Raw genomic sequence first — 25,766 nt, 5'->3', positions numbered from 1 at the left:
TGGGCGCGGCGCGCCGTACGGGTGAAGCCGGTTCAGGGATATATCTGTATTTAGTGCCCTTTGTCCGTTCGATGACCCCCTGTTCCGCGACCCCTTGTTCCGCGACACCCCGCGCCGCATTTCCCCGCGGAGCCGTATGACCGCGCTCATCGTCTGCCACTTCGTCCTGGCCGCGTGCGCCCGCCCGCTGGTCCGGCGACTGGGCAGGCGCGCCTTCGTCGTACTCGCCCTGCCACCGGCGGCCACCACCTGCTGGGCCCTCGCCCAGTGGGACACCGCGGCCTCCGGATCCTCGGTCACCTGGTCGTGGAACTGGATCCCGGCCTATGACGTCGCCCTCGGCCTGCGCCTCGACGCGCTCGCCGAACTGATGGTGCTGCTCGCGGCCGGTATCGGCACGCTCGTCCTGCTCTACTGCGCCTCGTACTTCACCGACGACACCCCGCAACTCGCGGGATTCGCCGGGAACCTGCTCGCCTTCGCCGGGGCGATGCTCGCTCTCGTCCTCACCGACGACCTGATCTCGCTCTATGTGTTCTGGGAGCTGACCACGGTCTTCTCCTACCTGCTGATCGGATACAACAGCGAGCACCGGCACAGCCGCCGCTCCGCCCTCCAGGCACTCACCGTCACCACCTTCGGCGGCCTCGCCATGCTGGTCGGCTTCCTGATCGTCGGTCAGGCGTCGGGCACCTACCGGATCTCCGCGATCCTCGCCGACCCGCCCCCGACGAGCATCGCCGTCTCGGTGGCCGTGGTGCTGATCCTGTGCGGGGCGCTGTCCAAGTCGGCGATCTGGCCGTTCAGCCTCTGGCTCCCGAACGCCATGGCCGCGCCCACCCCCGTCAGTGCCTACCTGCACGCCGCCGCCATGGTCAAGGCCGGCGTCTACCTGGTCGCCCGCCTCGCACCGGGATTCGCCGACGTGCCCGTGTGGCGGCCCCTCGTGATGGTCCTCGGCGCCGCGACCATGCTGCTCGGCGGCTGGCGGGCGCTGCGGCTCAACGACCTCAAGCTCGTCCTCGCCTACGGCACCGTCAGCCAGCTCGGCTTCCTCACGCTGCTCGCCGGTGTCGGCAGCCGTGACGCGGCGCTGGCCGCCGCCGTGATGATCCTCGGTCACGCCCTGTTCAAGGCACCGCTGTTCCTGGTCACCGGCATCGTCGACCACGCGGCCGGCACGCGGGACCTGCGCAGACTCTCCGGCGTCGGACGGGCGCTGCCGCACGTCTGCGCCGTCGCCGTGATCGCCGCCGCGTCCATGGCCGCCCTGCCACCACTGCTGGGCTTCGCCGCGAAGGAGGCCGCCTTCGAGGCGCTGCTGCACGGCGGCCCCGCGGACCGCTGGGCGCTGGGCATCACCGTCGTGGGGTCGATGCTGACCGTCGCCTACACCGCCCGGTTCGTCTGGGGGGCCTTCCTGCGCAAGCCCGGCGTCACCGACACCCCGGTCCACCGGGTCGGCTGGGCCTTCCTCGCCCCGCCCGCGCTGCTCGCCGCCTGCGGGCTGGTCCTCGGGCCCGGCGTCGGGTGGACCGACCGGCTGCTGAGCGCGTACGCGGACACCTTTCCCGCCCCCGCGCACCCGTACCATCTCGCGCTCTGGCACGGATTCGGCACCGCGCTGCTGCTCTCGGCCCTCGCCCTGGCGGGCGGCGCCGCGCTCTTCGTGTGGCGCGGCGAGGTCACCCGGCTCTCCCGGCGGATCGCCTGGCCGACCGCCGACAACGTCTTCGGCCATCTGCTGCTCGGCCTGGAGCGGCTCTCCCTCCAGATCACCGGATTCGTCCAGCGCGGCTCGCTCTCCGTCTACCTCGCCACCACGCTGCTCGCGATGCTCGGCGGGCAGCTGGCGGTGCTCGGTGTGGACCGCCCCTGGGAAGGCGCCGTCGCGCCCCGGCTCTGGGACGTACCGCTCCAGGGCGCCGTCGCCGTACTGACCTGTGCGGCGGCACTGTTCTGCCTCACTGTCAGACGGCGCATGAAGGCCGTGGTGCTGGGCGGACTCACCGGATACGGGACCGCGTTGCTCTTCGTCGTCCAGGGTGGTCCGGACCTGGCGCTCACGCAGTTCTGTGTGGAGACCGTGTCGATGATCGTGTTCGTGCTGGTGCTGCGACGGATGCCGGTGCACTTCCAGGAGTCCGTCAGCGGCTGGCGCCGTGCCGTGCGCATCCCGGTGGCGCTGGCCGCGGCGGCGACCCTGAGCGTGGTGGTATGGGTCGCGGCGGCCGCGCGTACCGCGAAGCCGGCGGGCGCAGCGATGGTCGAGGAGACCGCGCACCACGGGCTCAAGGACGTGGTGGCCACCATCCTGGTCGACCTGCGGGCCTGGGACACGATGGGGGAGTCCGCCGTGCTCGCCGCCGCGGCGATCGGTGTGACGAGCCTGATCTATCTGCACCGCCGTGCCGAGGGAGCCGGTGCGCCCCCGGAGAGACAGGGGCGCACCGCCTGGTCGGTGACCACGACCCGGCTGGCGGGGCTGCCGCACGGCGACGAGGGGGCGCCGGAGCGCGGTTGGCTGGCGGCCGGCGCCACGCTGGCGCCCGAGCACCGCTCCGTGGTCTTCGAGGTGGTGGCCCGGCTGCTGTTCCACCCGATCCTGGTGCTCTCGGTGTACCTGCTGTTCTGCGCCGAGAACATGCCGGGGGGCGGCTTCGTCGGCGGGATGGTCGCCGGAGTCGCCCTGATCACCCGCTACCTGGCGGGGGGCCGCTTCGAACTCGCCGAGGCCGCCCCGCTGCAGCCGGGACTCTTCACCGGCCTCGGCCTCTTCCTCTCCACCGGGGTCGCCCTGCTGGGCCTCGCCCACGGCACGGTCCTGCACGCCTGGACCCACCACGGACATCTGCCGCTGATCGGTGATTACCAATTCGGTACGCCGGTGATCTTCGACTTCGGGGTCTATCTCCTGGTGCTGGGCGTGGTGCTGGACATCGTGCGGGCCCTCGGCGCCAAGATCGACCGGCAGATCGAGCGGGCCGCCGAACAGGCGACGGGCCGGGCGGCCGGTCCGGCTGTCCGGCCGGAGCCCGGGACGGAGGGCTCCGCGCCATGACCGTCAGCGCCTCGCTCCTCGCCACCGCCGCGGTGCTGTGCGCGGTCGGCGGCATCCTCATGCTCACCCGGCCCCTCACCCGGATCCTGCTGGGCGCGGTGATCGCGAGCAACGGCATCAACCTGCTCGTCCTGTCCGCCACCGGCGCGGCCGGCCGCGAACCCCTGCTCTACGGCGTCGCGCTGAGCGAGGTCACCGATCCGCTGCCCCAGGCCATCGCCCTCACCGCCATCGTCATCACCCTCGCCACCACCGCGTTCCTCCTGGCCATGGCCTACCGCAGCCACCAGCTGACCGGCACGGACGAGGTCCACGACGACGACGAGGACCGGCGCATCGTGCTGCGCGCCGAGGTGCTGGGGGAGCGCGACGAACTGCGCGAGCAGTACCGGGCCGAGTCGGAGCGTACGGACGAGGAGCGCCGCCGCTACCGCGCGGAGCGCCGCCGGCTGAGAGCCAGGCTGCGTGCCGACCGCGCCCTCCAGGCCCGCGGCCGGGACGCGTCCGGGGACCTGTGGCACGACGTCCTGGGCGCGGACCCGGAGCACTACGCGGCGGAGGCGGAGGACGGGAGCCCCGGCACTCCCGAGGAACCGGGCCCCGCCGCACCGGGCGGACCCGGCACCACTCCCGATACCACCCCCGGCACCACTCCCGATACCGCTCCCGGCACCACCCCCGACGACCCGAACCGAGGAGACACCGGGTGAACGAACTCGTCCCGCTGCCGGTGCTGCTGCCGCTCTGCGCCACCGGCCTGAGCCTCGCCTTCGGCACCCGGCTCAAACAGTTCCAGCGCTTCATCAGCGTCGCCGTGCTCACCGCCGTACTGGGCCTCTCGGTCACCCTGATGATCGCCGCCGACATGGACGGCCCGCTCACCGTCAACCTCGGCGACTTCGCGCCGCCGCTCGGCATCACCCTGGTCGCCGACCGGCTCTCCGGGCTGATGCTGACGGTCTCCTCCGCCGTCACCCTCTGCGTCCTCGTCTACTCCATCGGCCAGGGCATGGCCGACCGGGACGAGGAGACACCCGTGGCGGTCTTCCACCCCGCCTATCTGATCCTGGTCGCCGGGGTCTCCTGCACCTTTCTCGCCGGTGACCTGGTCAACCTCTACGTCGGCTTCGAGATCATGCTGGTCGCCAGCTTCGTCCTGCTCACGCTCGGCGGAACCGGCTCCCGGGTCCGCGCGGGCTCCACCTACGTGATCATTTCCCTCTTCTCCTCGATGCTCTTCCTCACCGCCATCGCCATGACGTACGCGGCCACCGGCACCGCCAACTTCGCCCAGCTGGCCGGGCGCCTGGCCGCACTCCCGCTGGGCGTCCAGACCCTGATCCAGGCGATGCTGCTGACCGTCTTCGCCATCAAGGCCGCCGTCTTCCCGCTCGCCGCATGGCTGCCCGACTCCTACCCGACCGCGCCCGCTCCGGTCACCGCGGTCTTCGCCGGACTGCTCACCAAGGTCGGCGTCTACTGCATGCTGCGCACCGAGACTCTGCTCTTCCCCGGCAACCGGCTCGGCGATCTGCTGATGGCCGCCGCCCTCGCCTCGATGGTCGTCGGCATCCTGGGGGCCGTCGCCCAGACCGACCTGAAGCGGCTGCTCTCCTTCACCCTCATCAGCCACATCGGCTACATGATCTTCGGCATCGGGCTCGCCACCCGGGAGGCGTACGGCGGCGCGATCGTCTACGTCGTCCACCACATCACCGTGCAGACCACGCTCTTCCTGGTGGCCGGCCTGATCGAACGGCGGGGCGGCACCACCGAACTCACGCGGCTCGGCGGGATCGCCAAAGCCGCACCGTTCCTGGCCGTCCTCTTCTTCGTACCCGCGATGAACCTGGCCGGGATCCCGCCGCTGTCCGGATTCATCGGCAAGCTCGGGCTCATGCGCGCCGGTGTCGCCGACGGCGGTGTCTGGGCCTGGACCCTCGTCATCGGATCGACGGCGACCAGCCTTCTCACGCTGTACGTGATGGCCAAGGTGTGGAACCTGGCGTTCTGGCGGGCCGCACCCCCCGGGCAGGCGCTGGACGGCACGGTCCTGGAGTCCGACGAGGAGGACGACAGCGACGCCGACGAGGGCCCGGACCGGATGCCCGGCACCGGCGACGAAGGGGTACGAACCCGCCACCAGCCGGCCGGGCGCGCGGTGGCGGCCACGCTGCACGGTCACGCCGTCACCACGACGACGAAGCTGCCGCGGCGGATGACCTGGGCCACCGCCGCGACGGTCGCGCTCGGACTGGCCTTCACCGTGTTCGCCGGGCCGCTGACCTCGTACACCGACCGCTCGGCCGCCGAACTCATCGCACGCTCCCCCTATATCGAGGCGGTGCTCGGAAGGTGAGACGACTGATCAGGTTCTCCTACCGGGACAAGGACCTGCCGCCGTTCAGCTGCCAGTTCGGCGGCCGCCGCGGGCGGGTGCTCGACCTGCCGCTGATCGCCTGGCTCACCGTCATCTGGGTACTGCTCTGGTCCGGCCTGCACTGGGCCAATCTGCTGACCGGCGCGGTGGTCGCGATCGCGGTCTGCCTGGCGTTCCCGCTGCCGCAGGTCGACCTCGGGCTTCGTTTGCACCCCTGGGGCATCCTGCGGCTGGCCGGCTTTCTGCTCCTCCACATGTACACCTCCGCCGTGCGGGTCACCCGGCAGATCTTCGCCGAGGGGCCGCACCAGGCCGCCGTGATCGCCGTACCCCTGCGCTGCCGCTCGGACCTGATGCTCACGGCGACCGCCGTCACGGTGTCCAACGTGCCCGGCGGATCGGTCGTCGAGGTGCGCCGCGCCACGGCCACCGTCTTCCTGCACGTCCTCGACGCGGACCGGCCCGCCGAACTGGACGCGGCCCGGCGTTCCGTGTGGCGCCTGGAGGAGCTGACCGTCCGGGCCTTCGGCACCCGCGACGAGATCGCCCGCGTCGCCGTTCCGCCACCGACCGCACCACACACCGGCGAGCAGCCGGGAGACCAGGGGGAGGACGCATGAGCGTTCCGGAGACCGTCGACCGGGTGCTGCTCATCGCGGCCGTCGTCGTGATCGTCATCGCCGGAGCGGGTCTGCTGACCCGTATCTGGCTGGGCCCCTCCATGCTGGACCGCGCGATCTCACTGGATGTCTGCGCGGCCCTGATCATCGCCGGCCTCGGCGCCAAGTCGGCTTTCGCACGCGACCCGTTCTACTTCCCGATCATGCTGGTGCTGGCCTTCCTCGGCTTCACCGGTTCGGTGGGCATCGCGCGCTTCATCGCCGTACGCGACCGGCCGCCGGGCCGCGCGCGCGCCGACGGCCCCAAGAGGACAGGCAGGTAAACACCATGAGTGTCTGGCTTCAGATCACCGACACAGCAGGCGCGGTCCTGGTCCTCATCGGCGCGGCCGTCTGCCTGCTGGGTGTGATCGGCATGCTGAAGCTGCCGGAAGTCCTGTCCCGCAGCCATGCGGCGACCAAGCCGCAGTCGCTCGGCATGCTGATCGTGCTGGCGGGGGTCGCGCTGCGGCTGCGCAGCGGCATGGACATGGCGACCCTGGGGCTGATCGGCTTCTTCCAGCTGCTGACCGGCCCGGTCGCCTCGCACCTGGTCGCGCGCTCGGCGTACCGGACGGGGCAGGTCGAACACGGTCAGCTTCTCTTCGACGAGCTGGACGAGCAACTGACGGAAGAGAACTAGGCGTTCTCCGCCGCCGGGCGACGCGGCAGGTGGAGGACGGCGAGGAGGAGGACGGCGAGGAGGTCGGCCCGGTCAAGGCGCCTGGGCGCCGCGGATGTTGGACAGACCGAGGCCGATGTCGCGGCCGTGACCGCGTACCCGGTTGGCCAGCCCGTCCTCCATCACCTCGGCGAGACGGGCGAGCGCGTCGAGCACCTTCGCCCGGTCCGTGCCGAGCCCTGACAACATCTGTGCCTCGACGGAGAGCTGACGCGGGAACAGCTCGTCGATGGCCTGCTTCCCCGACTCCGTGATGGTCACCAGCGCGGCCCGCCGGTCGGCCGGATTGGGAGTGCGGGCGATATGGCCGCGCTTCTCCAGCTTGGCCAGCGTCTTGCTGACCCCGGCCCGCGACATTCCCATGTTGTCGGCCAGCCGGCGGGCGATGGACGGCTCGGTCGCCCAGCGGAGCGGAATGAGCAGGTCCGCCTCCGGTGCGGTGAGCGGGGCCCCCTCGTAGAGCGGTTCGAGGGCGCGGTCGAAGAGCGAGGACACCTGCTTGACGAGCGCCACGACCTCCATGGCGGAGGCGTCCAGGCCGGGGTTGCGGCTGACCCACTGATCGCGGACACCATCGGGATGGGACTGCACCAGCACTCCTTTGTTAACCAGTGAACCATCGGTTATCTTTCACCCCATGCTAACCCCTTCCCCCGCCTCCGACGAGGCGGCGTCCCAGGCTGCGCCGCCCTCCGCCGCAACGCGGCCGCTCACCCCGCTCGCCTCGCCCAAGCAGGTCTCCGCCCTGGTCGCCGTGCTGGGCGCACTCACCGCCGTGGCACCGCTGGCCACCGACATGTACGTGCCCGGCTTCCCCTCGATGGGGGCCGCGCTGCATGCGAACAGCTCGGCCGTGCAGCTCACCCTGACCGCGTTCCTGGCCGGCCTGGTGGTGGGGCAGCTCCTGATCGGCCCGATGAGCGACGGCTGGGGCCGCCGCCGGCTCCTGCTGTCCGGAGTCGCGGGCTTCATCCTGTTCTCGCTGCTCTGCGCCGTCGCACCGAACGTGGAACTGCTCACCGCGGCCCGCTTCCTCCAGGGCGTCGCGGGCGCGGCGGGCATGGTACTGGCCCGAGCGGTCATCACCGACTGCTTCCGGGGCGCGGACGTGCCGCGCTACTTCGCGCTGCTCTCCCAGATCATCGGCATCGCACCGATCGCCGCACCCGTCATCGGCGGCGCCGTCCTGTCGTTCTCGACCTGGCGCACCGTCTTCCTGGTCCTCGCCGTGATCGGCGCACTGCTCCTGGCCGCCGTACTGCGCAAGGTCCCCGAGACGCTGCCGCCCGAGCGGAGGCACAGCGGCGGACTGGCCGGCTCCCTGCGCACGATGGGCGCACTGCTCACCCACGGGGCCTTCATGGGGTACGTGCTCGTGCTCGGCTTCACCTCGGCGGCGCTGTTCGCCTACATCAGCGGATCCAGTTTCGTCTTCGAGAACGTGCACGGTGTCTCGGCCACGGTGTACTCGCTGATCTTCGCGTCGAACGCGGTGGGGATGCTCATCGCCGGTGTCACGTTCGCGCGGCTCTCCCGCCGGGTCCGGATGAACACGCTCCTGATCGCAGGGCTCACGGTCTCCGGCACCGGCGCCGTGGCGCTGCTCGTGGTCCCGGCCCTGGCCGGGGAGACCCTCGCGGCCACCTGGATCTGCCTCTTCGTCACCATGGCCGGCATCGGCCTGGTCTTCCCCGCCACGATGAGCATCGGCCAGACCCTGGGGCGCGTTGCGCCGGGTGCGGCGTCGGCGCTGCTGGGCGGCCTCCAGTTCCTGTTCGGCGCGCTCGCCGCACCGCTCGTCGGCGTCTTCGGCGAGGACAGTTCGACACCCATGGCCGTCATCGTGCTCACCGCGCTCGCCCTGGCGGGCCTCGCCCTGATCCTGCTCGCCCGGCCGTGGCTGAGCCACGGCGAGGTCGCCGCCGAACCGGCCGGATCAGCGGAGTCCGCCGAATCGGCCGCCGGCGAACGGCCCTGACAGCGACGAACAAGCCGGAGGAACATCTACCGCCAGGCGCACCGGACGGCCTGAACCGTTCCTGCCGGGGCGCCGGGCCGGTCCCGTATTCTCTGCGCGCATGGCTGACGACGGCGCGAGGGAAGAACCTGTGGACGAGAACCGCATGAGGGCACGCGAGCTGGGCATACCCCTGACCGGCGAGCCGGGGCCGTGGAACGCGATCACGGACGTTCCCGGTGTCGAGGTCGGCTATGTGACCCTCTGCGAGGGCGACGACGTGCGCACCGGAGTGACCGCGCTCCTGCCGCGTGGCCGGGACGCTGTGGGCCTGCCCTGCGCGGCCGGCTGGCACTCGTTCAACGGCAACGGCGAGATGACCGGCACCGCCTGGATCGAGGAGAGCGGCTCACTCGCCGTGCCGGTGCTCATCACCAATACGTACGCGGTCGGCCCGGTGCACCGCGGCGTGATCGAGTGGGTGCGCGCCAACTGCCGGGGCATGGCGCCGGAGTGGCTGCTGCCGGTCGTCACCGAGACCTGGGACGGCCACCTCAACGACATCCACGGCACGGCCGTGGAGTCCGGCCACGCCGCGGCGGCCATCGAGGCGGCGTCCACCGGCCCGGTCGAGGAGGGCTGCGTCGGCGGCGGGACGGGGATGCGCTGCTACGGCTTCAAGGGCGGCTCGGGGACCGCGTCGCGGGTGGTGGAGTACGGCGAGGACCGCTACACCGTGGGCGCGTTCGTCCAGGCCAACTTCGGTACGCGGCGCGAACTGGTGGTGGCCGGTGTGCCGGTGGGCCCGGAACTGCCCGACAGCCCCGGCCCGGCACCGGAGGGCGAGCGCCAGGTGCCGCCCGGTGCGGGCTCGGTGATCGTGGTGGTGGCGACGGACGCCCCGCTGCTCCCGGGACAGTGCGAGGCGCTGGCCCGCCGCGTCACCCTGGGCCTCGCCCGCACCGGCACCACCGGGAGCCACTTCTCCGGGGACATCTTCCTGGCCTTCTCCACGGCCAACGAGTCCGCGCTGACCAGCACGTTCCCCGCCAACGACGGCAGCGCCCCGTACGAGTCGATGCGCTTCGTGCCGTGGGGCCGGATGGACCCCTTCTACGGCGCGGTCGTCGAGTCGGTGGAGGAGGCGGTGCTCAACGTGCTCACCGGCGCCCACTCGATGACCGGCCGCGACGGCCACCACGTCCAGGCACTGCCGCTGGACAGGGTGTCCGAACTGCTGGCGGCACGCGGGGCCGGGCCTGCCCTCGCCCACGAACCGGGTCTTTGACCAGACCTCCAGGCTGATGGCCGGTTGGTGCGGCCGAGAACTCCGCACGCATGTATCCCTGCGATCCGGTGGACGGCGACGGCATGATCAACCTCGACTTCGACGGTCGGGGCCGCCTCATCGGTATCGAGGTCTTGGCGGTCAGTTCAAAACATTGCTTCGCTTCCCACCCCGCCCCCGGCGCGGTGGCGCGCGCATGCCCGAATCCATCCGGCGAACCTACGGTTTTCCGCAGGGCGGTTCGATGGTTGGCCGCATAGTGCGCGGCCTCCCCCGCTCGTAGCGTGATGGTCATGATGGCAGCGATCAGTGGAGCGGAGCCGGCCGGCGGGGTCGCCGGCTGGGCAGTCCACCTCATGGAGACCCTCGGTGCGCCGGGTGCGGGCCTGACCAACGCCGTGGACACCGTCCTCCCCTTCATTCCCAGCGAGGTTGTGCTCCCGGTGGCGGGATTCACGGCGGGACAGGGGCGGATGAGCCCGGTCGCCGTGATCGTGTGGACCACGATCGGGTCGGTCGTGGGTTCGTTGGTGGTGTACCTCGTCGGCGCGGCCCTCGGCCGCGAGCGGACCCGGCGGATCATGGTGAGGATCCCGTTCGTCAAGGCCCACGAGATCGACAAGGCGGAGGCGTGGTTCGCCCGCCACGGCGGCAAGGCGGTGTTCTTCGCCCGCATGGTGCCCGTGCTCAGGAGCCTGATCTCCGTGCCCGCGGGAATCGAGCGTATGCCGGTGGTCACATTCATCTGGCTGACCGCGATGGGAAGTCTCATCTGGAACGCTGCGTTCGTCATGGCGGGATATTGGCTGGGGGACAATTGGACGCTGGTGGAGGAATACGGCGGAATGGTGTCGAAGGCGGTGGCGTTGCTCGCCGTCATGGCCATCGGGTACTTCTTCGTCTCCCGTATGTCGCGCTCCCGGGGCCGCCACCGCATGTAACCGGCCGTCGCTGATTGCTTGTCATTCATGTTCTGCGAAATTTCATTCAGGTACCACGAATCCAGCGGGTGGGCAGATGTACACCGGTGCGCTGAGCAAGGTCGTCCTGGTCTTGGTCGCCCTCGCCCTGGTGCTGTACGTGGTGGTCAGGGCCCGTTCGCGCAACTCATCGGCGCAGCACGAGCGTTCCTCGTGAGCGTTCACGCTCCGTCCCTGTCCCCCCGGGCAACGCTTTGCCCCGGCTGCGCGGCCCGAGTACGCTCGCTGACCGTGCAGGGGGATTCAGCAGACGTCACTGGTCACTACCTTCACTCCGCACCGGGCCCCGCGCCCGGCGAGGCGGCGCGGGCGCCCTTCGCCCTACCTCGCAGGGCCGTCGGGCTGTTCGTCGGCTGCTGTACGGCCCTGGTCGGCTTTCTCTACTTCCTCACCGTCGGCACGGTGCTCGGCCCCGCGCTGCTGTGGCCCCGTACGCGCCGGCACGCGCTGGTCGTACTGACCGGCGGCGCCCGCCGGCTCACCTCCTGGGAACGCCGGCGGCGCTCGTTCTTCTTCGGCGACCGTTTCCCCGCCCGCCACATCGCCGGTCAGCGCATCCTCCGGTACCTCGCGACCCGCACCTACGTCGGGATGCTCACCGGCATCGTGACCGGGCTGCTCCTTTTCGGCGTGGTCCTGGCCGGGCTGCTGCTCGGCGGGGTGGTGCGCGGCACGCTCGGCTGGCAGGAGCTGCTCACCCAGGTGCTGCTCGGCAGTGTGCTGCTCTTCCTGGACGTGCAGGGCCTGTTCTCGCTGGAGGCGTTCGACGCGCGCCTCGCCCGGGAGTGCTTCGGTCCCTCGGAACGGGAACTGCTCCAGCAGCGCATCGACGAACTGGCCACCAGCCGGGCCGCCGTGCTGCAGGCCGTCGACGCCGAGCGCCGCCGGATCGAGCGCGACCTCCACGACGGCGTGCAGCAGCGCCTGGTGGCCCTGGCCGTGCTGCTGGGCCGTGCCCGCCGGGGCCGTACGCCCGAGCAGGCCGACGCACTACTGCTCCAGGCGCACAAGGAATCGCAGGAGGTCCTGACCGAACTGCGGGAGGTGGCCTGGCGCGTCTACCCGACCGCGCTGGACAACCTGGGCCTCCAGGAGGCGCTGGGCGGTGTCTCCGATCGGTGCAGCATCCCCATTCGGATGGATCTCGGACTGACCGGGATGCTGCCCCCGTCGGTCGAGACCGCCGCCTACTTCATCGTCTCCGAAGCCGTGACGAACGCCGCCAAGCACTCGACGGCGAGCGCGATCTCCGTAGACGTCCGCCAGTACCCGAACCTCCTCGTCGTCCAGATCGAGGACAACGGCGTCGGGGGTGCGAACGCGGCGGGCAGCGGGCTCAACGGGCTGGTCAGCCGGGTCGACGCGCTCGACGGACGCCTCCATGTCCACAGCCCCTCGGGGGGCCCCACCAAAATCATCGCGGAGCTGCCGTGCGCGTAATGCTGGCCGAGGACTCGACTCTCCTGCGGGAAGGGCTCGTTCGCCTGCTCATCGAGGAGGGCCACGACGTGCGCGCGGCGGTGGGGGAGGCGCAGACCCTGCTGCGGAGGGTCGAGGAGGAGCCTCCGGAGATCGTCGTGCTGGACATCCGGATGCCGCCCACCCACACGGACGAGGGGCTGCGCGCGGCGATCGAGGTGCGCAAGCGCTGGCCCGACATCGGCGTCCTCGTGCTCTCCCAGCACATCGAGCGCAACTACGCAGCCCAGCTGCTGTCCGAAAACGCCGAACGGGTGGGCTATCTGCTCAAGGACCGGGTGGCGCAGGTGGAGGAGTTCCTCGACGCGCTGGATCGTATCCACGGCGGCGGCGTCGCCATCGACCCTGAAGTGGTACGCCAGTTGGTGTTCCGCACCACGCACGTCGACCCGCTCGCCCGGCTGACCCCACGCGAGCGCAGTGTCCTTGAGGAACTGGTGCAGGGGTATACCAACGCGGCCATCTCCGAGAAGCTGCACATCTCGATGAGCACGGTCGAGAAGAATCTCAACGCCGTCTTCGACAAGCTCGAACTCCCCCGGACCACCGGCTACAACCGCCGCATTCTCGCCGTACTGCGTTATCTGGAGTCCTAAGGGCTGTCCCGGACCAGGCTCAGTGCCTGGCAACGCTGAGACGGCCTGGGAACGGTCACGGGATGTCCTTGAGCAGACGGGGGAACTCGTCCACGTCCTGCGGCCGGTCGGCTTGTGTCGGGTTGCCTCCGCTACTACGGCTCGCCATGGTCCGCGTGCGGGCAGCGGCGGGAGGTTCCGCTCCGGACGCTCCCCGGTGGAGAAATCAATCTTTCGGGGACTAGCGCCCTTTCCGTTTGGATCCCTGACAGGGACCGGCTAGCGTAAACGACCCATCTGGGGCAAGGCCTTACGGGAAAATTGAATGGGAAACCATGAATGGATCATCACCGCGTCATGCCGGTAGTGAGGCCACCAGGCTGCTCTGCGCGGGAAGTTATCTGAGCCCGGTCTTCCGTCGGCAGGTCGTCGACGAACTCGTCAGGCACGAGGAACGAACCGTCGCACCTTCGCTGGGAGTTGACGTCCTGTCCGTGCTTGCGCACGCACTGCGCGCCCGGCGTCAGGAGGTCATGGCCGCAGTCGCGCTGCTGGTCGTCTGGATCGGCTTCTTCGCGACGGCGGGAAGCAAAAAGCTCGACTGGGTCGAGCTCCCGGTCCCGGGCTTTGTTCTCGAGCACCTCTGGGCGCCGTGGTACGCCCTGGTGTGCCTGGGCATGCTGCTGGCCAGATACGTCTCCGGTCTCCCGGTCGACCGATACATGGGGGCGCCGCTGCTCGACGGGATCCGGAAGCTGCGGTTCATCCGCAAGGTGTGGGCCGTCGTCCTCACACTCGTGTTCTGGGCACTCAACGCCGGCTACTGGATCGCGGCCCTGTTCGCATGGAGGAGCACTCCCGCCGTCGTGCTGTTTCCGTTGCTGATCGCGTTCGTCGTATGGGTGCATCGGGCTCGTGTGACCCTGGCCCTCCGCAGCGCTCTCGCCGCGGAGACGTTCCGTCTCCGACAGGTGGGAGGCCGTGCGGTTCAGCTGCCGGACTCGGAGCGGTACTTTCGGCTGCAGCGGCTCATCGCGAGCGAACAGCACGCGTCAGGGGCGGTCTACAACCCTCAGCTCCCCTTCGTCGGTGCGGGGGTCCCGCATCAACCCTGGTCGCTGGCCCTGGAGTTGCAGCGCAAGCGTGACGAGGGCGCCGACGAAGCGACCATTCCGGTTCAGGGTGCCGCCGGTGACACCGTCCTCACGCCGCGGAACATCATTGATCTGATCAGGCCGCGTCTGGAGTCGCTCCGTGAGTCGGCGTCCCGCACCGGCAGGGACAGGCTCAAGGACCTGGAGATCGAGGAGTTCGTCTATCTGCCTCCCGGCGCAGCCCGAGGCGATGCGGCCGTCTTCGGACGCGAGCAGATTCGGCAGCACATCGATGCGTCGGTGGACGAGGGGGCCGAGGCCCGCCGCCACTTCCTGCGCGTCAGGATCGGTGCGTGGGACGAACAGGTCGTGGTCACCATTTTCGTGCGGGTGCACACACAGGGGCGGATGCTCGTCCTGGAAGTCGCTCCGCATGTGCTCGGTCCGATCAAGGACGCGTTCATGGAGGTCGATGCGGTAGCCGCCCGTTCCGGCCGGGTGCGGGACCTGCCACGCACGGTGTTGCGGGCGCTCCTCCTCGGGCCGAGCACGTCCGTGGCCGCCCGGGACTGGCCGAGCGATGTCGTCAGGGCCTTCTTCGCGGCACCGAGTGTCTCGGCGGCCACCGGGATCTCGGCTCTGCGCACCGGTCTCATGGTGTTCCGGACCTGGTTGACGGAGCCGGAGAGCGCGATGCCGGGTGCACCCGTCAAGTCCGTCCGGGAGATGGGCAGCGCACCGGTTTCCTCTCTGTTCCAGGAGATGGACGTGAGCCGGTACATCAAGACGGTTCAGGACCGGATCGCCTCGGGCGTCCGGGACGCCCTGGAGCAGAGCGGCTACCGGACGGACCGTTTCGAGCAGCAGATCGTCAACGTGGGAGACGGCGGGCTCTTCATCAGGCACATGGCTGGCGGGACGGCACTCGGCCAGGTCATCGGGGGTGCGGTTGCCACGGGCGAGCGAGGCCGGGCCGACAACACCAGTAACAGGGCGGGGATGCGGTGAACGAGGGCGGACAGCCGGACGCCACCCGGAACGAACCGGGCAGGGCGGCAGAGACGTGCACATCGGGACGATGACTGGGGGGAGCCGTCGCGACGGGCTCCCAGGGTCACGCCGTCACCAGGCGGCGCCCGGTAACTCTGTCACCGACGAGGCGACGGGTGAACTGCTGGAGGGGGCCTTGGGCCAAGGCCCCCTCCTGGTGACGGGACGCGAGCGGAAGGCCATCAACCGGAATTGCTTCAACTCCTACGTGTGGAAGCCCGCTCTTGCCGCAGCGGGGGTGCTCGCTCCGCTGGAGGAGCGGAACGATGACGGTGCTCGCATGTAGGAGCCCTCCTGGGAGCACGGCTTCCACGCCCTGCGCCACTTCTACGCCTCCGAGGAACTGGAGGCTGGAGAATCGATCGTCTCCCTGACGCAGTGGCTGGGACACTCCGATCCCGGGTTCACGCTGCGGAAGTACTCCCACTCCCTGCCTCGCGTCGGCTCACGGGGCAGCGCCGCCATCGACGCGATCTTCGCGTAGCCACGGCTGGTCGGCAGAGCCTGTGGAGCGTGGGCCCGTAGCCCGCCCCGCGGGCTCAAAGTTCCGGAGAAGTCCCAGAGAAGTCCCAGAGATGCCGCCGCACCCCTCCCTGACCCACTGGGCAGCAGGTCAGGGAGGAGTGCGGCGGCACTCGCGTATTAAATGTCCCGGAAGATCTCGATCTGCGCACCCACCGAGTTCAACCGCTCCGCCAGTTCCTCGTAGCCGCGGTTGATCACATAGACGTTGCGCAGTACGGAGGTGCCCTCGGCCGCCATCATCGCGAGCAGCACCACCACGGCCGGCCGCAGTGCGGGCGGGCACATCATCTCGGCCGCGCGCCACCGGGTCGGACCCTCGACGAGCACCCGGTGCGGGTCCAGGAGCTGGAGCCGGCCGCCGAGGCGGTTGAGGTCGGTGAGGTAGATGGCGCGGTTGTCGTAGACCCAGTCGTGGATGAGGGTCTGGCCGTGGGCGGAGGCGGCGATGGCCGCGAAGAACGGCACGTTGTCGATGTTGAGGCCGGGGAACGGCATCGGGTGGATCTTGTCGATCGGCGCCTCCAGTTTGGAGGGCCTGACCGTCAGGTCGACCAGCCGGGTCCGTCCGTTGTCGGCCGCGTACTCCGACGTACGGTCGCAGTCGACGCCCATCTCCTCCAGCACCGCGAGCTCGATCTCCAGGAACTCGATCGGCACCCGGCGGATCGTCAGCTGGGACTCGGTCACGACGGCGGCGGCGAGCAGGCTCATCGCCTCGACCGGGTCCTCGGACGGGGAGTAGTCGACATCCACGTCGATGGTCGGCACACCGTGCACGGTCAGCGTGGTCGTGCCGACCCCGTCCACCCGTACGCCCAGCGCCTCCAGGAAGAAGCAGAGGTCCTGGACCATGTAGTTGGAGGACGCGTTACGGATGACGGTGGTGCCGTCGTGCCGGGCGGCGGCCAGCAGCGCGTTCTCGGTCACGGTGTCACCGCGCTCGGTCAGCACGATCGGGCGGCCGGGTGTGACGGCGTGGTCGACCTGGGCGTGGTAGATGCCCTCGGTGGCGGCGATCTCCAGGCCGAAGCGGCGCAGCGCGATCATGTGCGGCTCGATGGTCCGGGTGCCGAGGTCGCAGCCGCCCGCGTACGGCAGCTTGAACTGGTCCATCCGGTGCAGCAGCGGCCCCAGGAACATGATGATCGACCGGGTCCGGCGGGCGGCGTCCGCGTCGATGGCGTCCATGTCGAGCCGGGCGGGCGGGACGATCTCCAGATCGGTGCCGTCGTTGATCCACCGGGTGCGCACCCCGATGGAGTTCAGCACCTCCAGGAGGCGGTAGACCTCCTCGATGCGGGCCACCCGGCGCAGCACCGTACGGCCCTTGTTGAGCAGCGAGGCGCAGAGCAGCGCCACGCAGGCGTTCTTGCTGGTCTTGACGTCGATGGCGCCGGACAGCCGGCGCCCGCCGACCACCCGCAGGTGCATGGGGCCGGCGTAGCCGAGCGACACGATCTCACTGTCGAGTGCTTCACCGATACGGGCAATCATCTCAAGGCTGATGTTTTGATTGCCGCGCTCGATGCGGTTCACGGCGCTCTGGCTGGTGGCGAGCGCCTCGGCAAGCTGGCTCTGTGTCCAGCCCCGGTGCTGACGGGCGTCACGGATGAGCTTGCCGATACGTACGAGGTAGTCGTCTGACATACCGAAAGGCTATCTCAGATATGAGATGAGGCTGTTGGTGGGGTGTGGTGTTCGAGTGACGGGCGGGTGCAGGGCCGCAGCGCGGGGGCGCGGCTGAGCACGGGCGCTGTCGCCCGACTCCATGGTCCGCCCCTGGTGCGGGTTCGGCACGTGGAGCGTGTCCATCGGGTGCGGTCGCCGGTGCCGAGTGGTCGGCGTCGGGCGGCGGGATGTTCGTGGAGCTGCGGCACAAGGTCGAGCCGCCGCCGAACGGAACGCCCGTGAAGCCGATAGTGACCTTCTGCCATTCTGCCTGTCATGTCCGCCCGAAATCGAAGACTGCCCCGGCACCTTGCCTGGCCACTGACCACCACCGACATCAACGAGTGTCTCGGCCCTCACCTGACCCACGTCACGGACCTGCGGTTCCTCTCTGGGCATGACAGCGGGACCATCGTCCTGGGAGCGGCATGGGTCGCTCCGAACCCCCGCAACTACGGCCGCGGCATCCATCCGGACATGGTCGGCTTCAGCATTGACGTCCACCCGGTCGAAGCCACTGAACGTGCTGCCACCCGCGCTGTTCTGCGAGCGCACGCCCTCCCGCAACTACACGAATGGATCACGCAGGCGATCACCGCCGACGAAACCTGGCAGCTGACTCCTCACCAGCACTTCTGGCGGCTCACGGACGGCCACCTGACCCACCGCGCCGACACCGGTGACGGAGCGTCGTCATCTGCTCGTGGCGTGGGCTGCACGACTTCGACGGGTGGATCTCATGACGCATGACAGCAAGTCGGGCGAGGACGCCGGAGCGTCGTCGGACCGGTACACCCGAGACATCCGTGCTGACCGTCAGGCCATACGGAAAGCACTGCGCGCAGACGTCGGCGGTGCCCACATCGGACTGTTCGTGACGGTCATCGCCCTGGTCGTCATCGCCAGTTCCGCGGGCCCTCGCTGGACCTTGATCGTCTCCGGGTGCGTCATCGCCGGGTTTGCCCTCGCATGGGCGGTCATTCGCCTCCGGGGCGGACGTGGCGGGGATGCCCTCCGGCGGGCCTACGTTGCCACATTCGGCTGGGGCGACTACGTCAGCCCCTGACGGGGTTGAACGGCAGGATAAATGTGTCGCCCCGGCGCGGGGACGGTCGTATGGTCCCGGAATGAAGCTGCTCTCCGTCAATACAGGTCGCCCCCGTCCCAACCCCTGGAAGGGGCTGAGCTCGACCGGTATCGACAAGCGGCCTGTCGACGGGCCGGTCGCCGTCACGGCCCCCGGCCCCAAGGGCACCGGTGCGGTCGGCCTCGCCGGTGACCGGGTCTACGACGTGAAGCACCACGGCGGCTCCGACCAGGCCGTCTACGCCTACGCCCGCGAGGACCTCGACGGCTGGGCGGCCGAGCTGGGCCGGCCACTGGCCAACGGAGTCTTCGGGGAGAACCTCACGACCCTTGGGCTGGACGTCAACGGCGCCCTGATCGGCGAGCGTTGGCGGATCGGGCCGGATGTGATCCTGGAGGTGTCCTGCGCGCGGATCCCGTGCGGGACGTTCCAGGGCTGGCTGGGGCGTGACGGCTGGATCAAGCGGTTCACGCAGGCCGCGCTGCCCGGGGCGTACCTGCGTGTGATCGAGCCCGGCGACATCCGCGCCGACGACCCGGTCGAGGTCGTGCACCGGCCGGATCACGACGTGACCGTAGCCCTCGTCTTCCGGGCCATGACCCTGGAGGGTGACCTGCTGCCGCGGCTGCTGGCCGCCGACGCGCTGCCGGAGGAGGGCAAGGAGCTGGTCCGTCGGCGGACCTCTGCGTAGGGGACGGGAGCGGGCGGCGGGAGTGGGGGACGGGAGCGGGCGACGGGAGCCGGTGATGGGAGTGGGTGGCGGGGCAGGGTGGTGGGGGAGCTGTGCGCGTACGCCACCCGCCACCCTGCCCCGTTTCTCAGCGCTCGTCCTGTCCCGCCATCAGGTTCAGCCGATCTTGTCCGTGAAGCCCATCGACAGGATCGTGTGGTGGGTGACCTTGCCCTTGCTCGGTCCCGACGTCCACGTGAAGGTGTACTCCAGGATCGCGCTCGTCTTCGGGTCGACGGTCACCCGGCCGAGGCTCTTGGCCTCCTGGAACTCAAGGGCCGTCCCGCCGCGTCCGGTGCTGTCCTTGACGGACCCGACGAGCTTGACGCCCTTCAGTCCGGCCATCGCCTTGAACACCCCTGCCCGCAGCTTCGGGCTCGCAGGGGCGTCGCCGAGCAGGGCGGTCGCCTGGTCGAAGGGGGCGATGGCCTTGGCCTTCGGCGGTGCCTGCAGCAGCTGGAGCAGTTTCGCCGGGTCGGTGGTCAGCTGATCCAGACCCTTCCAGTCGACGTCCTTCGGCCCGAACGCCCAGTCCGGCCGGCGACCCTTCTTGTAGGCCTTGCCGCCGTTCGTGACGTAGAAGTCCATGGACTGCGAGAGGTAGGTGTCCCCGATCGGCGTGTGCGTCTTCCAGTACTTCCCCGTGGTGACCGACTGGCTTGCGGCAACGGTGGACATGTCGTTCAGGAAGACGGACGCGCCGGCCGCCTGTGTCCCGCCCTGCGGGCCCGTGGGCGCCGCGGACCCGTCACCGGCGTTCGCGTACGTCACCGCGCCGGCCGCGACCGCGGCGGCGGTGAACATGCCGACGAGGATCCGGCGGCGCGGGGACAGCCGCCGGACCGGCGTCACGGCAACGGCGCCCGTCCCGTGCCCGGCCGCCTCCGCCGCCACCGCCACCGCCGTCTCGACCCGCGCCAGCGCGTCGGACAGTGCCTGTGCCGACGGCTGCTCGACCTGCCCCGCGGCCACCAGTTCATCGGCGCCCGGGAAGTCCAGCAGCGTCCCTCGCTCGTCCATACCGCTCTCCTTCACGCCGTGTGTCCTCATGCCGGTCTGCTCCACCTCGTCGTACGGATTCATGCCGGTCCGCCCCATGGCGTCGTACGGACTCACGCCAGGTCTCCCGTCACGCTCAGCTGCCGGCCCACCGGGTGGGGGGCGAGCCGGTCGCGCAGCCGGCCGCGGGCCCGGTGCAGCCGCGAGCGGGCCGTGCCCGCGGGGATGCCCACAGCGGTGGCCGCCTCCGCAGGGGTGAGTTGCTCCCAGCTGACCAGGAGCAGCAACTCCCTCTCCTCGACCGGAAGTTCGGCCAGCCCCTGGCGCAGGGCCGGTGCCAGTGCGGCCGCGTCGAGCCGCTGGTCCACCGCCTGCCAGGGGTCGGTGATCTCCGGTCCCGGTACGGCCTCTTTCCGCCCCGCCCGTCGCAGGTGCTGGGACAGTACGTTGCGGGCCACCCCGAACAGCCAGCCCCTCGCCGAGCCGCGTGCGGGGTCGAACGTGCACCGTGCGGCGAACGCCTGCAACCATGCCTCGGCCAGCAGATCGTCAGCCGCGCCGGGCATGCGCCGGGCGAAGTAGCCATGCAGGACGGTCGAGTACTTCTCCACCAGCGGGGTGAACGCCGCAGCGTCGCCGGCCGCCGACCGCGTCAGCTGGGCGTCGCTGTCGTTGTCGCCTTCGTGCTCAGGGGCGCGGTCACCGCGCCCCTTATGTTGCCGGACAACCGGTTTCACGGAGTCTCCGTCTCCGACCGCCGGGCGACGGTCTCACCCTGTACTTGTCACCGGGCGACGGTTCCGTTCGCGCTCGCCGCGGGAGTGGCTCGCGAGGGGCCGTCAGGGCGTGAGCGCCGGCGACGCGGCCCCCCGGGCGAACCCGTCCGGGCCGGTGAACGGAACCGGCGTTGCCGCCGATCACGATCCGGTGAGATCCGGTGAGATCCGGTGCCGTCGGGGGAGACCCCGACGTCCTTGGCCAGGGTGCCTCCGAGGCCCGCAGGCGCAGCTGCGTATGCAGTCCGAAGGCGGAGGTGGAGGTGGAGAAGCGCTAGGAGACCGTGGGGTCGTCCACTTCGAGGGCGATGGATTCGATGGATGCCAAGCCCATCACGCTAGTTGTGGCTCCGGGGCGGGCGCCTCTCGATTCCTGACCGGTCGGGTCACCTGTTTCACCACGCAGGGCGGCATCCCCGCCGCGGCGCCCGTCGCACGGCGCCGGTAGGCGCTGGGCGGCATCCCGACCAGCTCGGTGAAGCGGGTGCTGAAGGTGCCCAGCGACGCGCAGCCGACCGCGAAGCAGATCTCGGTGACGCTGAGACCGTCACGGAGCAGCAGCGCCTTCGCGCGCTCGACGCGACGCGTCATCAGGTACGAGTACGGCGACTCGCCGTACGCCGACCGGAACTGGCGGCTGAGGTGCCCTGCGGACATGTTCACGCCGCGGGCGAGCGCCTCCACGTTCAGCGGCTGCGCGTACTCCCGGTCGATCCGGTCGCGGACCCGGCGCAGCAGTGCCAGGTCGCGCAGTCGCTGCTCTGCGGCGCGGGCCCGCGCCCACGAGGGATGGCACACGAGAGGACTCCTTCTCATGACGGTGACTGCCGGCGGGTGCGGAAACCGGGACGGCTCAGCGGAGTTCCTGGATGCGGACCATGTTGCCCGCGGGATCGCGGAAGGCGCAGTCGCGGATTCCGTACGGCTGCTCGGTCGGCTCCTGGACGACCTCGGTGTCGCCCGCCTGCACCTTCTCGAAGGTTCCGTCGAGGTCCCGGGTAGCCAGCAGGATCCACCCGTAGGTGCCCTTGGCCATCATCTCGGTGATGGTGCGGCGCTCCTCCTCGGTGACCCCGGGGTCGGCGGCCGGGGGCGCCAGGAGGATGGACGTGTCGGGCTGACCCGCCGGGCCGACCGTGATCCAGCGCATCCTGCCCTGTCCGACATCACTGCGGACCTCGAAGCCGAGGGTGTCGCGGTAGAAGGCCAGGGACGCGTCCGGGTCGTCGTGCGGGAGGGCGCTCGTGTGAATGGTGATGTCCATGACGGTCAGGCTACGCAAGGTCGCGCGACCCTCGCTTCTCCAATCCTGACCGATCCGGCCGTCCACCGCGCGGCCCGCCGCGCCACCCCCGTGCCCTCCCGGGCACACCTCGCGCGCACCCCGGCCGAAGGCTCCCGGCCGGTTACGGGCGCCGGCCCCAGGCGGAGATCATCGGGGCCGTCGCCAGATCGAGGTCTCCGGTGGCGACGTTCGCCAGATGGCGGTCGATGTCCTCGTCGGTCGCGATCCCCGCGGCCACGAGTCGGCCACGGATCTGCCGTACGGTCGCAGCCTCAAGAACGGTGCAGGCCGGCGAGGTGATCGGGAAACAGGCGTCCGCCTCCACGGCGAGCAGGCCGGCCTCGCGCAGCCGCCGGGGCAGCGTCCGGCCGTACGAGAGATCGGCGCCGCGCGCCGCCATGAGTTTCCGGAACCCGGACCGCAGACGGTTGGCCAGCCGCTGTTCGGGGCCCGACTCGTCCGGGCACAGCAGAGGCTGCAGCCCCGGATCGGCGTCCTCCAGGAGCAGCACACCACCGGGGCGCAGCGCCTGGACCATGCGGCGCAGTGCCTCGGCGCGGTCGACGACGTGCACCAGGACCAGCCGGGCGTGCACCAGGTCGAAACCACCCGGCGGCGGCGGATCGGCCGCGACGTCGTGGCGCAGGACTTCGACGACGTCGGAGGCGGCGTCCTGGGCCCAGGACACGTCGATGTCGGTGCAGACGACCTGCCCGGTGGCGCCGACCCGTTCGGCGAGACCCGCGGGAACGGAGGGGCCGCCGGCTCCGACCTCCCAGCACCGCATGCCCTCGGTGATGCCGATCCGGTCGATGTGCCGGAATGTCACCGGGTCGAACAGCTCGGCCAGCGCGCCGAACCGGACGCCCGCCTCCGACTGCTGGTTGTCCAGCAGATACCCGTGGTCCTTGCCGTGCTCGGTCATGCCCTGCCCCACCGTCTCTCTCCGCCCGCGTCTCCGCCGCTGGACCCGATCCGCTGCTGGACCCGATCTGCCCGTCGGACCCGATCTGCCCGCCGGACCCGTTCCGTCTGTCGGACCCGTTCCGTCCGCCGGACTCGAAGTTCACCATGCCCGGCACCATCCGCCCCGACCCGGTCCGGATGCCGCGTGAACGTGCCCGCCTCCGGTGGGGGAGGCGGGCACCTTCGCGGGGCATCCGGACCGGGTGTGGTCAGACCTGCGTCGAGTCCTTCGCGTACGGCGGCTCGGTCACGTACTCCGGCGAGCCGGCGATTGCGGCTGCGGCTGCGGCCGTTGCCGGTTCGGGCGCGGGGCCGCCCTCGCTGAGGCCGAACCGCCCGTGGAACGTGCGCAGGAAGCCGGGCGCGTACCAGGCCGACCGGCCGAGCAGCCGCATCGCGGCGGGCACCAGGATGCCGCGTACCGCGACGGCGTCGATGAGGATGGCGAGGCCGCTGCCCAGGCCGAACAGCTGCATGAAGCTCAGCTCGGCCGTCCCGAAGGCGAAGAAGCTCACCGCCAGGAGGCACGCCGCCGCGCTGACGATGCGTCCCGTGTGCCCGAGGCCGTTGGTCACGGCGGACTCGTTGTCCTCGCCCAGGTCGTGGAGTTCCTTGATGCGGCTGGTGACGAAGACCTCGTAGTCCATGGAGAGGCCGAAGGCGATGCAGAACATCAGCACGGTCATGGACACCTCCATCGGCTGCGCTGTGAAGCCGAGCAGGGAGGAGAGGTGGCCGTCCTGGAAGATCCAGGTCATGACGCCGAGGGTCGCTCCCAGGCTGATCACGTTGAGCACCAGCGCACGCAGCGGCTGCACGATGCTGCCGGTGAACAGGAAGAGCAGCAGGAACGTGGTGAGGACGACCAGGGCCACCGCGAGCGGGAGGCGATTGCCGATCGCACCCTTGGCGTCGACCAGTACGGCGTCGGTTCCGCCCACCAGGGCGTGTGATCCGGCGGGCGGGGCGACCGCCCGCACCTCGCCGACCAGGCTCTGGGACTCGTCCGACTTCGGCGGCAGGGCGCTCACCACGTTGATCCGCTGTGCGTCGGGGCGGCCGAGGGCGGTGTCGCCGGGGCCGGCGGCCGCGGACCGTCCGGCGGTGTAGGTTCCCGCACTGGTCTCGACGCGGGCGACGCCGTCGAGACCGGACAGTTCGACCGCGTACGACGTCAGAGGGGCCTTGCTCACCGATGTGTCGATGACGACGTGGAGGGCCGCGTCGTCATTGCCGTTGAACTTCTTCTGCAGGACCTCCGAGACCTGACGGCTCTCGGCGTCCGGGGACAGCACGCGTTCGTCCGGGGTGCCGAAGGTGATGCCGAGGAGCGGGCCCGCCGCGACCAGCAGGACCGCGAGCACGGGCAGCGCGGTGAGCGCGGGCCGCCGCATGACGGTTCCGGCCAGCCGTCCCCACATCGGTGCCCGGGTGCTGGAGCGCCCCGGCTTCGCCCACGGCATCCGCCCGCTGTTGACCCGGTGACCCAGGACGGCGAACAGGGCGGGCATGACGAACAGGGTACTGAGGGCCGCGATGGCGACGACCCCGACCCCGGCGTAGCCGAACGAGCGCAGGAAGTACTGCGGGAACACCAGGAGGGCGGCGAGCGCGGCCGCCACGGTCGCGGCGGAGAACGCGACCGTTCGGCCCGCGGTGCTCACCGTCCGCCGGACGGCGTCGTCCACGCCCGCGCCTGTCGCGAGCTGTTCCCTGAACCGGCTGATCATCAGCAGGGCGTAGTCGATGCCGAGGCCGAGCCCCAGCGCCGTGGTCAGGTTGACGGCGAAGACGGAGACATCGGTGACGCTGCCGAGGAGGAAGAGTTCCGCGAACGTGCCCGCGATGGCGATGATTCCGATCACCAGCGGCAGCAGGGCGGCGACCGCGCTGCCGAAGACGATCAGGAGCAGCACGAGCGTCAGCGGTATGGCGATGCCCTCGGCCAGGAGGAGATCCTCGCCCGACTGCTTCCCCATCTCACTGGTCACGGCGGCGGCGCCGCCCGCCCGGACCGTGAGCGTGTCCTTGTACGGCCCGGTGTAGGCGTCGATGACGCTCTTGGCGTTCTCGTCCCGCTCGGTGTCGTCCCCCTTCACGTGGGCGAGCACCATGGCCTCGCGGCCGTCCTCGGAACGGAGGGAATCGCTGCCCGTGTCCCAGAACGAGACCACGTTCTCCAGGCTCTTCTCCTTCTTGAGGCCGGCCAGCAGCGCCCGGCCGCTCCGCTCCGCGGCCGGGGCGTCGACGCGGCCCTCGGAGGCGCGGACCAGCAGGACCAGGTTCGTCTCTCCGCCGAACTTCTCGTCGATGACCTTCCCGGCCCGGGTGGACTGGGAGGCCGGGTCGTCGTAGCCGCCCCCGAGCAACTTGCCGAACGCGCCGGAGCCCAGGACGCCCATGAGGGCGACAGCCACGACGGCGACGATGAGTATCAGCCGGGGCCGGCGAATCGCCAGTTCGGCTATGCGTTCAAACACGCACGATCTCCTTAGGTGTCCATACGGTGAAGTCGGCTCGAAGCG

Annotated in this window: 22 protein-coding genes and 2 pseudogenes; 16 read left to right on the top strand and 8 right to left on the bottom strand. The window is 70.3% G+C overall.

Annotated elements, in window-relative coordinates:
- Positions 1-136: 136 nt before the first annotated feature.
- The 6 genes and pseudogenes from ACZ6S6_RS08930 to mnhG all read left to right on the top strand — a co-directional run bounded on the left by ACZ6S6_RS08930 (position 137) and on the right by mnhG (position 6,743).
- Positions 137-3,061: a Na+/H+ antiporter subunit A gene (locus ACZ6S6_RS08930; protein WP_469704470.1), complete on the top strand. Its 2,925-nt coding sequence runs from the start codon at positions 137-139 to the stop codon at positions 3,059-3,061.
- A pseudogene (locus ACZ6S6_RS08925) lies at positions 3,058-3,639 on the top strand (Na(+)/H(+) antiporter subunit C); the annotation flags it as partial. The gene ACZ6S6_RS08930 and the pseudogene ACZ6S6_RS08925, both read left to right, overlap by 4 nt.
- A gap of 128 nt (positions 3,640-3,767) precedes the next feature.
- Positions 3,768-5,420, top strand: a complete 1,653-nt coding sequence (locus tag ACZ6S6_RS08920; RefSeq protein ID WP_362962780.1) for a Na+/H+ antiporter subunit D — start codon at positions 3,768-3,770, stop codon at positions 5,418-5,420.
- The gene (locus ACZ6S6_RS08915; protein WP_469704468.1) at positions 5,417-6,061 is read left to right on the top strand and encodes a Na+/H+ antiporter subunit E; all 645 of its coding nucleotides are present in this window, start codon (positions 5,417-5,419) and stop codon (positions 6,059-6,061) included. Before ACZ6S6_RS08920 ends, ACZ6S6_RS08915 begins: the two co-directional genes overlap by 4 nt.
- On the top strand, positions 6,058-6,384 hold the full coding sequence (locus ACZ6S6_RS08910; RefSeq protein ID WP_362962784.1) for an MrpF/PhaF family protein: 327 nt from the start codon (positions 6,058-6,060) through the stop codon (positions 6,382-6,384). The genes ACZ6S6_RS08915 and ACZ6S6_RS08910 overlap by 4 nt, the downstream gene beginning before the upstream one ends.
- A gap of 5 nt (positions 6,385-6,389) precedes the next feature.
- On the top strand, positions 6,390-6,743 hold the full coding sequence (gene mnhG / locus ACZ6S6_RS08905; RefSeq protein WP_362962786.1) for a monovalent cation/H(+) antiporter subunit G: 354 nt from the start codon (positions 6,390-6,392) through the stop codon (positions 6,741-6,743).
- A 72-nt stretch (positions 6,744-6,815) separates the two neighbouring features.
- Here mnhG and ACZ6S6_RS08900 read toward each other — a convergent pair whose 3' ends face one another.
- A complete protein-coding gene (locus tag ACZ6S6_RS08900) occupies positions 6,816-7,373 on the bottom strand; it encodes a MarR family winged helix-turn-helix transcriptional regulator (protein WP_469704466.1) in 558 nt (185 codons plus the stop codon).
- Between the two features lie 46 nt (positions 7,374-7,419).
- Between ACZ6S6_RS08900 and ACZ6S6_RS08895 the strand changes: the two genes are divergently transcribed.
- From ACZ6S6_RS08895 to ACZ6S6_RS08865, 7 genes are all read left to right on the top strand, one after another.
- Positions 7,420-8,760, top strand: coding sequence for a multidrug effflux MFS transporter (locus ACZ6S6_RS08895; protein ID WP_469704464.1), 1,341 nt, complete (start codon positions 7,420-7,422; stop codon positions 8,758-8,760).
- Positions 8,761-8,905: 145 nt separating this feature from the next.
- Positions 8,906-10,027, top strand: a complete 1,122-nt coding sequence (locus tag ACZ6S6_RS08890) for a DmpA family aminopeptidase (RefSeq protein WP_469704521.1) — start codon at positions 8,906-8,908, stop codon at positions 10,025-10,027.
- A 50-nt stretch (positions 10,028-10,077) separates the two neighbouring features.
- Positions 10,078-10,287 (top strand): DUF2283 domain-containing protein, encoded by a 210-nt coding sequence (locus ACZ6S6_RS08885; RefSeq protein WP_469704462.1) that lies wholly within the window; start codon positions 10,078-10,080, stop codon positions 10,285-10,287.
- A gap of 33 nt (positions 10,288-10,320) precedes the next feature.
- The gene (locus ACZ6S6_RS08880) at positions 10,321-10,968 is read left to right on the top strand and encodes a DedA family protein (protein WP_362962794.1); all 648 of its coding nucleotides are present in this window, start codon (positions 10,321-10,323) and stop codon (positions 10,966-10,968) included.
- Positions 10,969-11,238: 270 nt separating this feature from the next.
- The gene (locus tag ACZ6S6_RS08875) at positions 11,239-12,447 is read left to right on the top strand and encodes a sensor histidine kinase (protein ID WP_469704459.1); all 1,209 of its coding nucleotides are present in this window, start codon (positions 11,239-11,241) and stop codon (positions 12,445-12,447) included.
- Positions 12,447-13,082, top strand: a complete 636-nt coding sequence (locus ACZ6S6_RS08870) for a response regulator transcription factor (RefSeq protein ID WP_362962837.1) — start codon at positions 12,447-12,449, stop codon at positions 13,080-13,082. The genes ACZ6S6_RS08875 and ACZ6S6_RS08870 overlap by 1 nt, the downstream gene beginning before the upstream one ends.
- A gap of 314 nt (positions 13,083-13,396) precedes the next feature.
- On the top strand, positions 13,397-15,163 hold the full coding sequence (locus tag ACZ6S6_RS08865; RefSeq protein ID WP_469704458.1) for a hypothetical protein: 1,767 nt from the start codon (positions 13,397-13,399) through the stop codon (positions 15,161-15,163).
- 684 nt (positions 15,164-15,847) lie between these two features.
- Here the strand turns inward: ACZ6S6_RS08865 and ACZ6S6_RS08860 are convergent.
- Positions 15,848-17,377: a helix-turn-helix domain-containing protein gene (locus ACZ6S6_RS08860; protein ID WP_362962800.1), complete on the bottom strand. Its 1,530-nt coding sequence runs from the start codon at positions 17,375-17,377 to the stop codon at positions 15,848-15,850.
- A gap of 297 nt (positions 17,378-17,674) precedes the next feature.
- Here ACZ6S6_RS08860 and ACZ6S6_RS08855 point away from each other — a divergent pair.
- The 3 genes and pseudogenes from ACZ6S6_RS08855 to ACZ6S6_RS08845 form a co-directional block, all read left to right on the top strand.
- Positions 17,675-18,064: pseudogene (locus ACZ6S6_RS08855) on the top strand (hypothetical protein); the annotation flags it as partial.
- A 73-nt stretch (positions 18,065-18,137) separates the two neighbouring features.
- Positions 18,138-18,464, top strand: coding sequence for a hypothetical protein (locus tag ACZ6S6_RS08850; RefSeq protein WP_469704518.1), 327 nt, complete (start codon positions 18,138-18,140; stop codon positions 18,462-18,464).
- Between the two features lie 61 nt (positions 18,465-18,525).
- Positions 18,526-19,176, top strand: a complete 651-nt coding sequence (locus ACZ6S6_RS08845; RefSeq protein WP_362962804.1) for an MOSC domain-containing protein — start codon at positions 18,526-18,528, stop codon at positions 19,174-19,176.
- A gap of 156 nt (positions 19,177-19,332) precedes the next feature.
- Here ACZ6S6_RS08845 and ACZ6S6_RS08840 read toward each other — a convergent pair whose 3' ends face one another.
- From ACZ6S6_RS08840 to ACZ6S6_RS08815, 6 genes are all read right to left on the bottom strand, one after another.
- On the bottom strand, positions 19,333-20,331 hold the full coding sequence (locus tag ACZ6S6_RS08840; RefSeq protein WP_469704456.1) for a hypothetical protein: 999 nt from the start codon (positions 20,329-20,331) through the stop codon (positions 19,333-19,335).
- Complete coding sequence (locus ACZ6S6_RS08835) at positions 20,328-20,951, bottom strand: RNA polymerase sigma factor (RefSeq protein WP_362962808.1); 624 nt, start codon at positions 20,949-20,951, stop codon at positions 20,328-20,330. The genes ACZ6S6_RS08840 and ACZ6S6_RS08835 overlap by 4 nt, the downstream gene beginning before the upstream one ends.
- A 372-nt stretch (positions 20,952-21,323) precedes the next feature.
- Positions 21,324-21,806 (bottom strand): helix-turn-helix transcriptional regulator, encoded by a 483-nt coding sequence (locus ACZ6S6_RS08830; RefSeq protein WP_469704455.1) that lies wholly within the window; start codon positions 21,804-21,806, stop codon positions 21,324-21,326.
- Positions 21,807-21,843: 37 nt separating this feature from the next.
- Entirely contained in the window at positions 21,844-22,254 is a 411-nt protein-coding gene (locus tag ACZ6S6_RS08825) for a VOC family protein (RefSeq protein WP_469704454.1), read from the bottom strand.
- A gap of 142 nt (positions 22,255-22,396) precedes the next feature.
- A complete protein-coding gene (locus tag ACZ6S6_RS08820; protein WP_362962812.1) occupies positions 22,397-23,200 on the bottom strand; it encodes a class I SAM-dependent methyltransferase in 804 nt (267 codons plus the stop codon).
- A 250-nt stretch (positions 23,201-23,450) separates the two neighbouring features.
- A complete protein-coding gene (locus ACZ6S6_RS08815; RefSeq protein ID WP_469704451.1) occupies positions 23,451-25,721 on the bottom strand; it encodes an MMPL family transporter in 2,271 nt (756 codons plus the stop codon).
- Positions 25,722-25,766 lie beyond the last annotated feature (45 nt).

This window comes from Streptomyces sp. NPDC048671, assembly GCF_055587045.1.
This window is presented reverse-complemented; position numbering and strand designations above follow the sequence as displayed.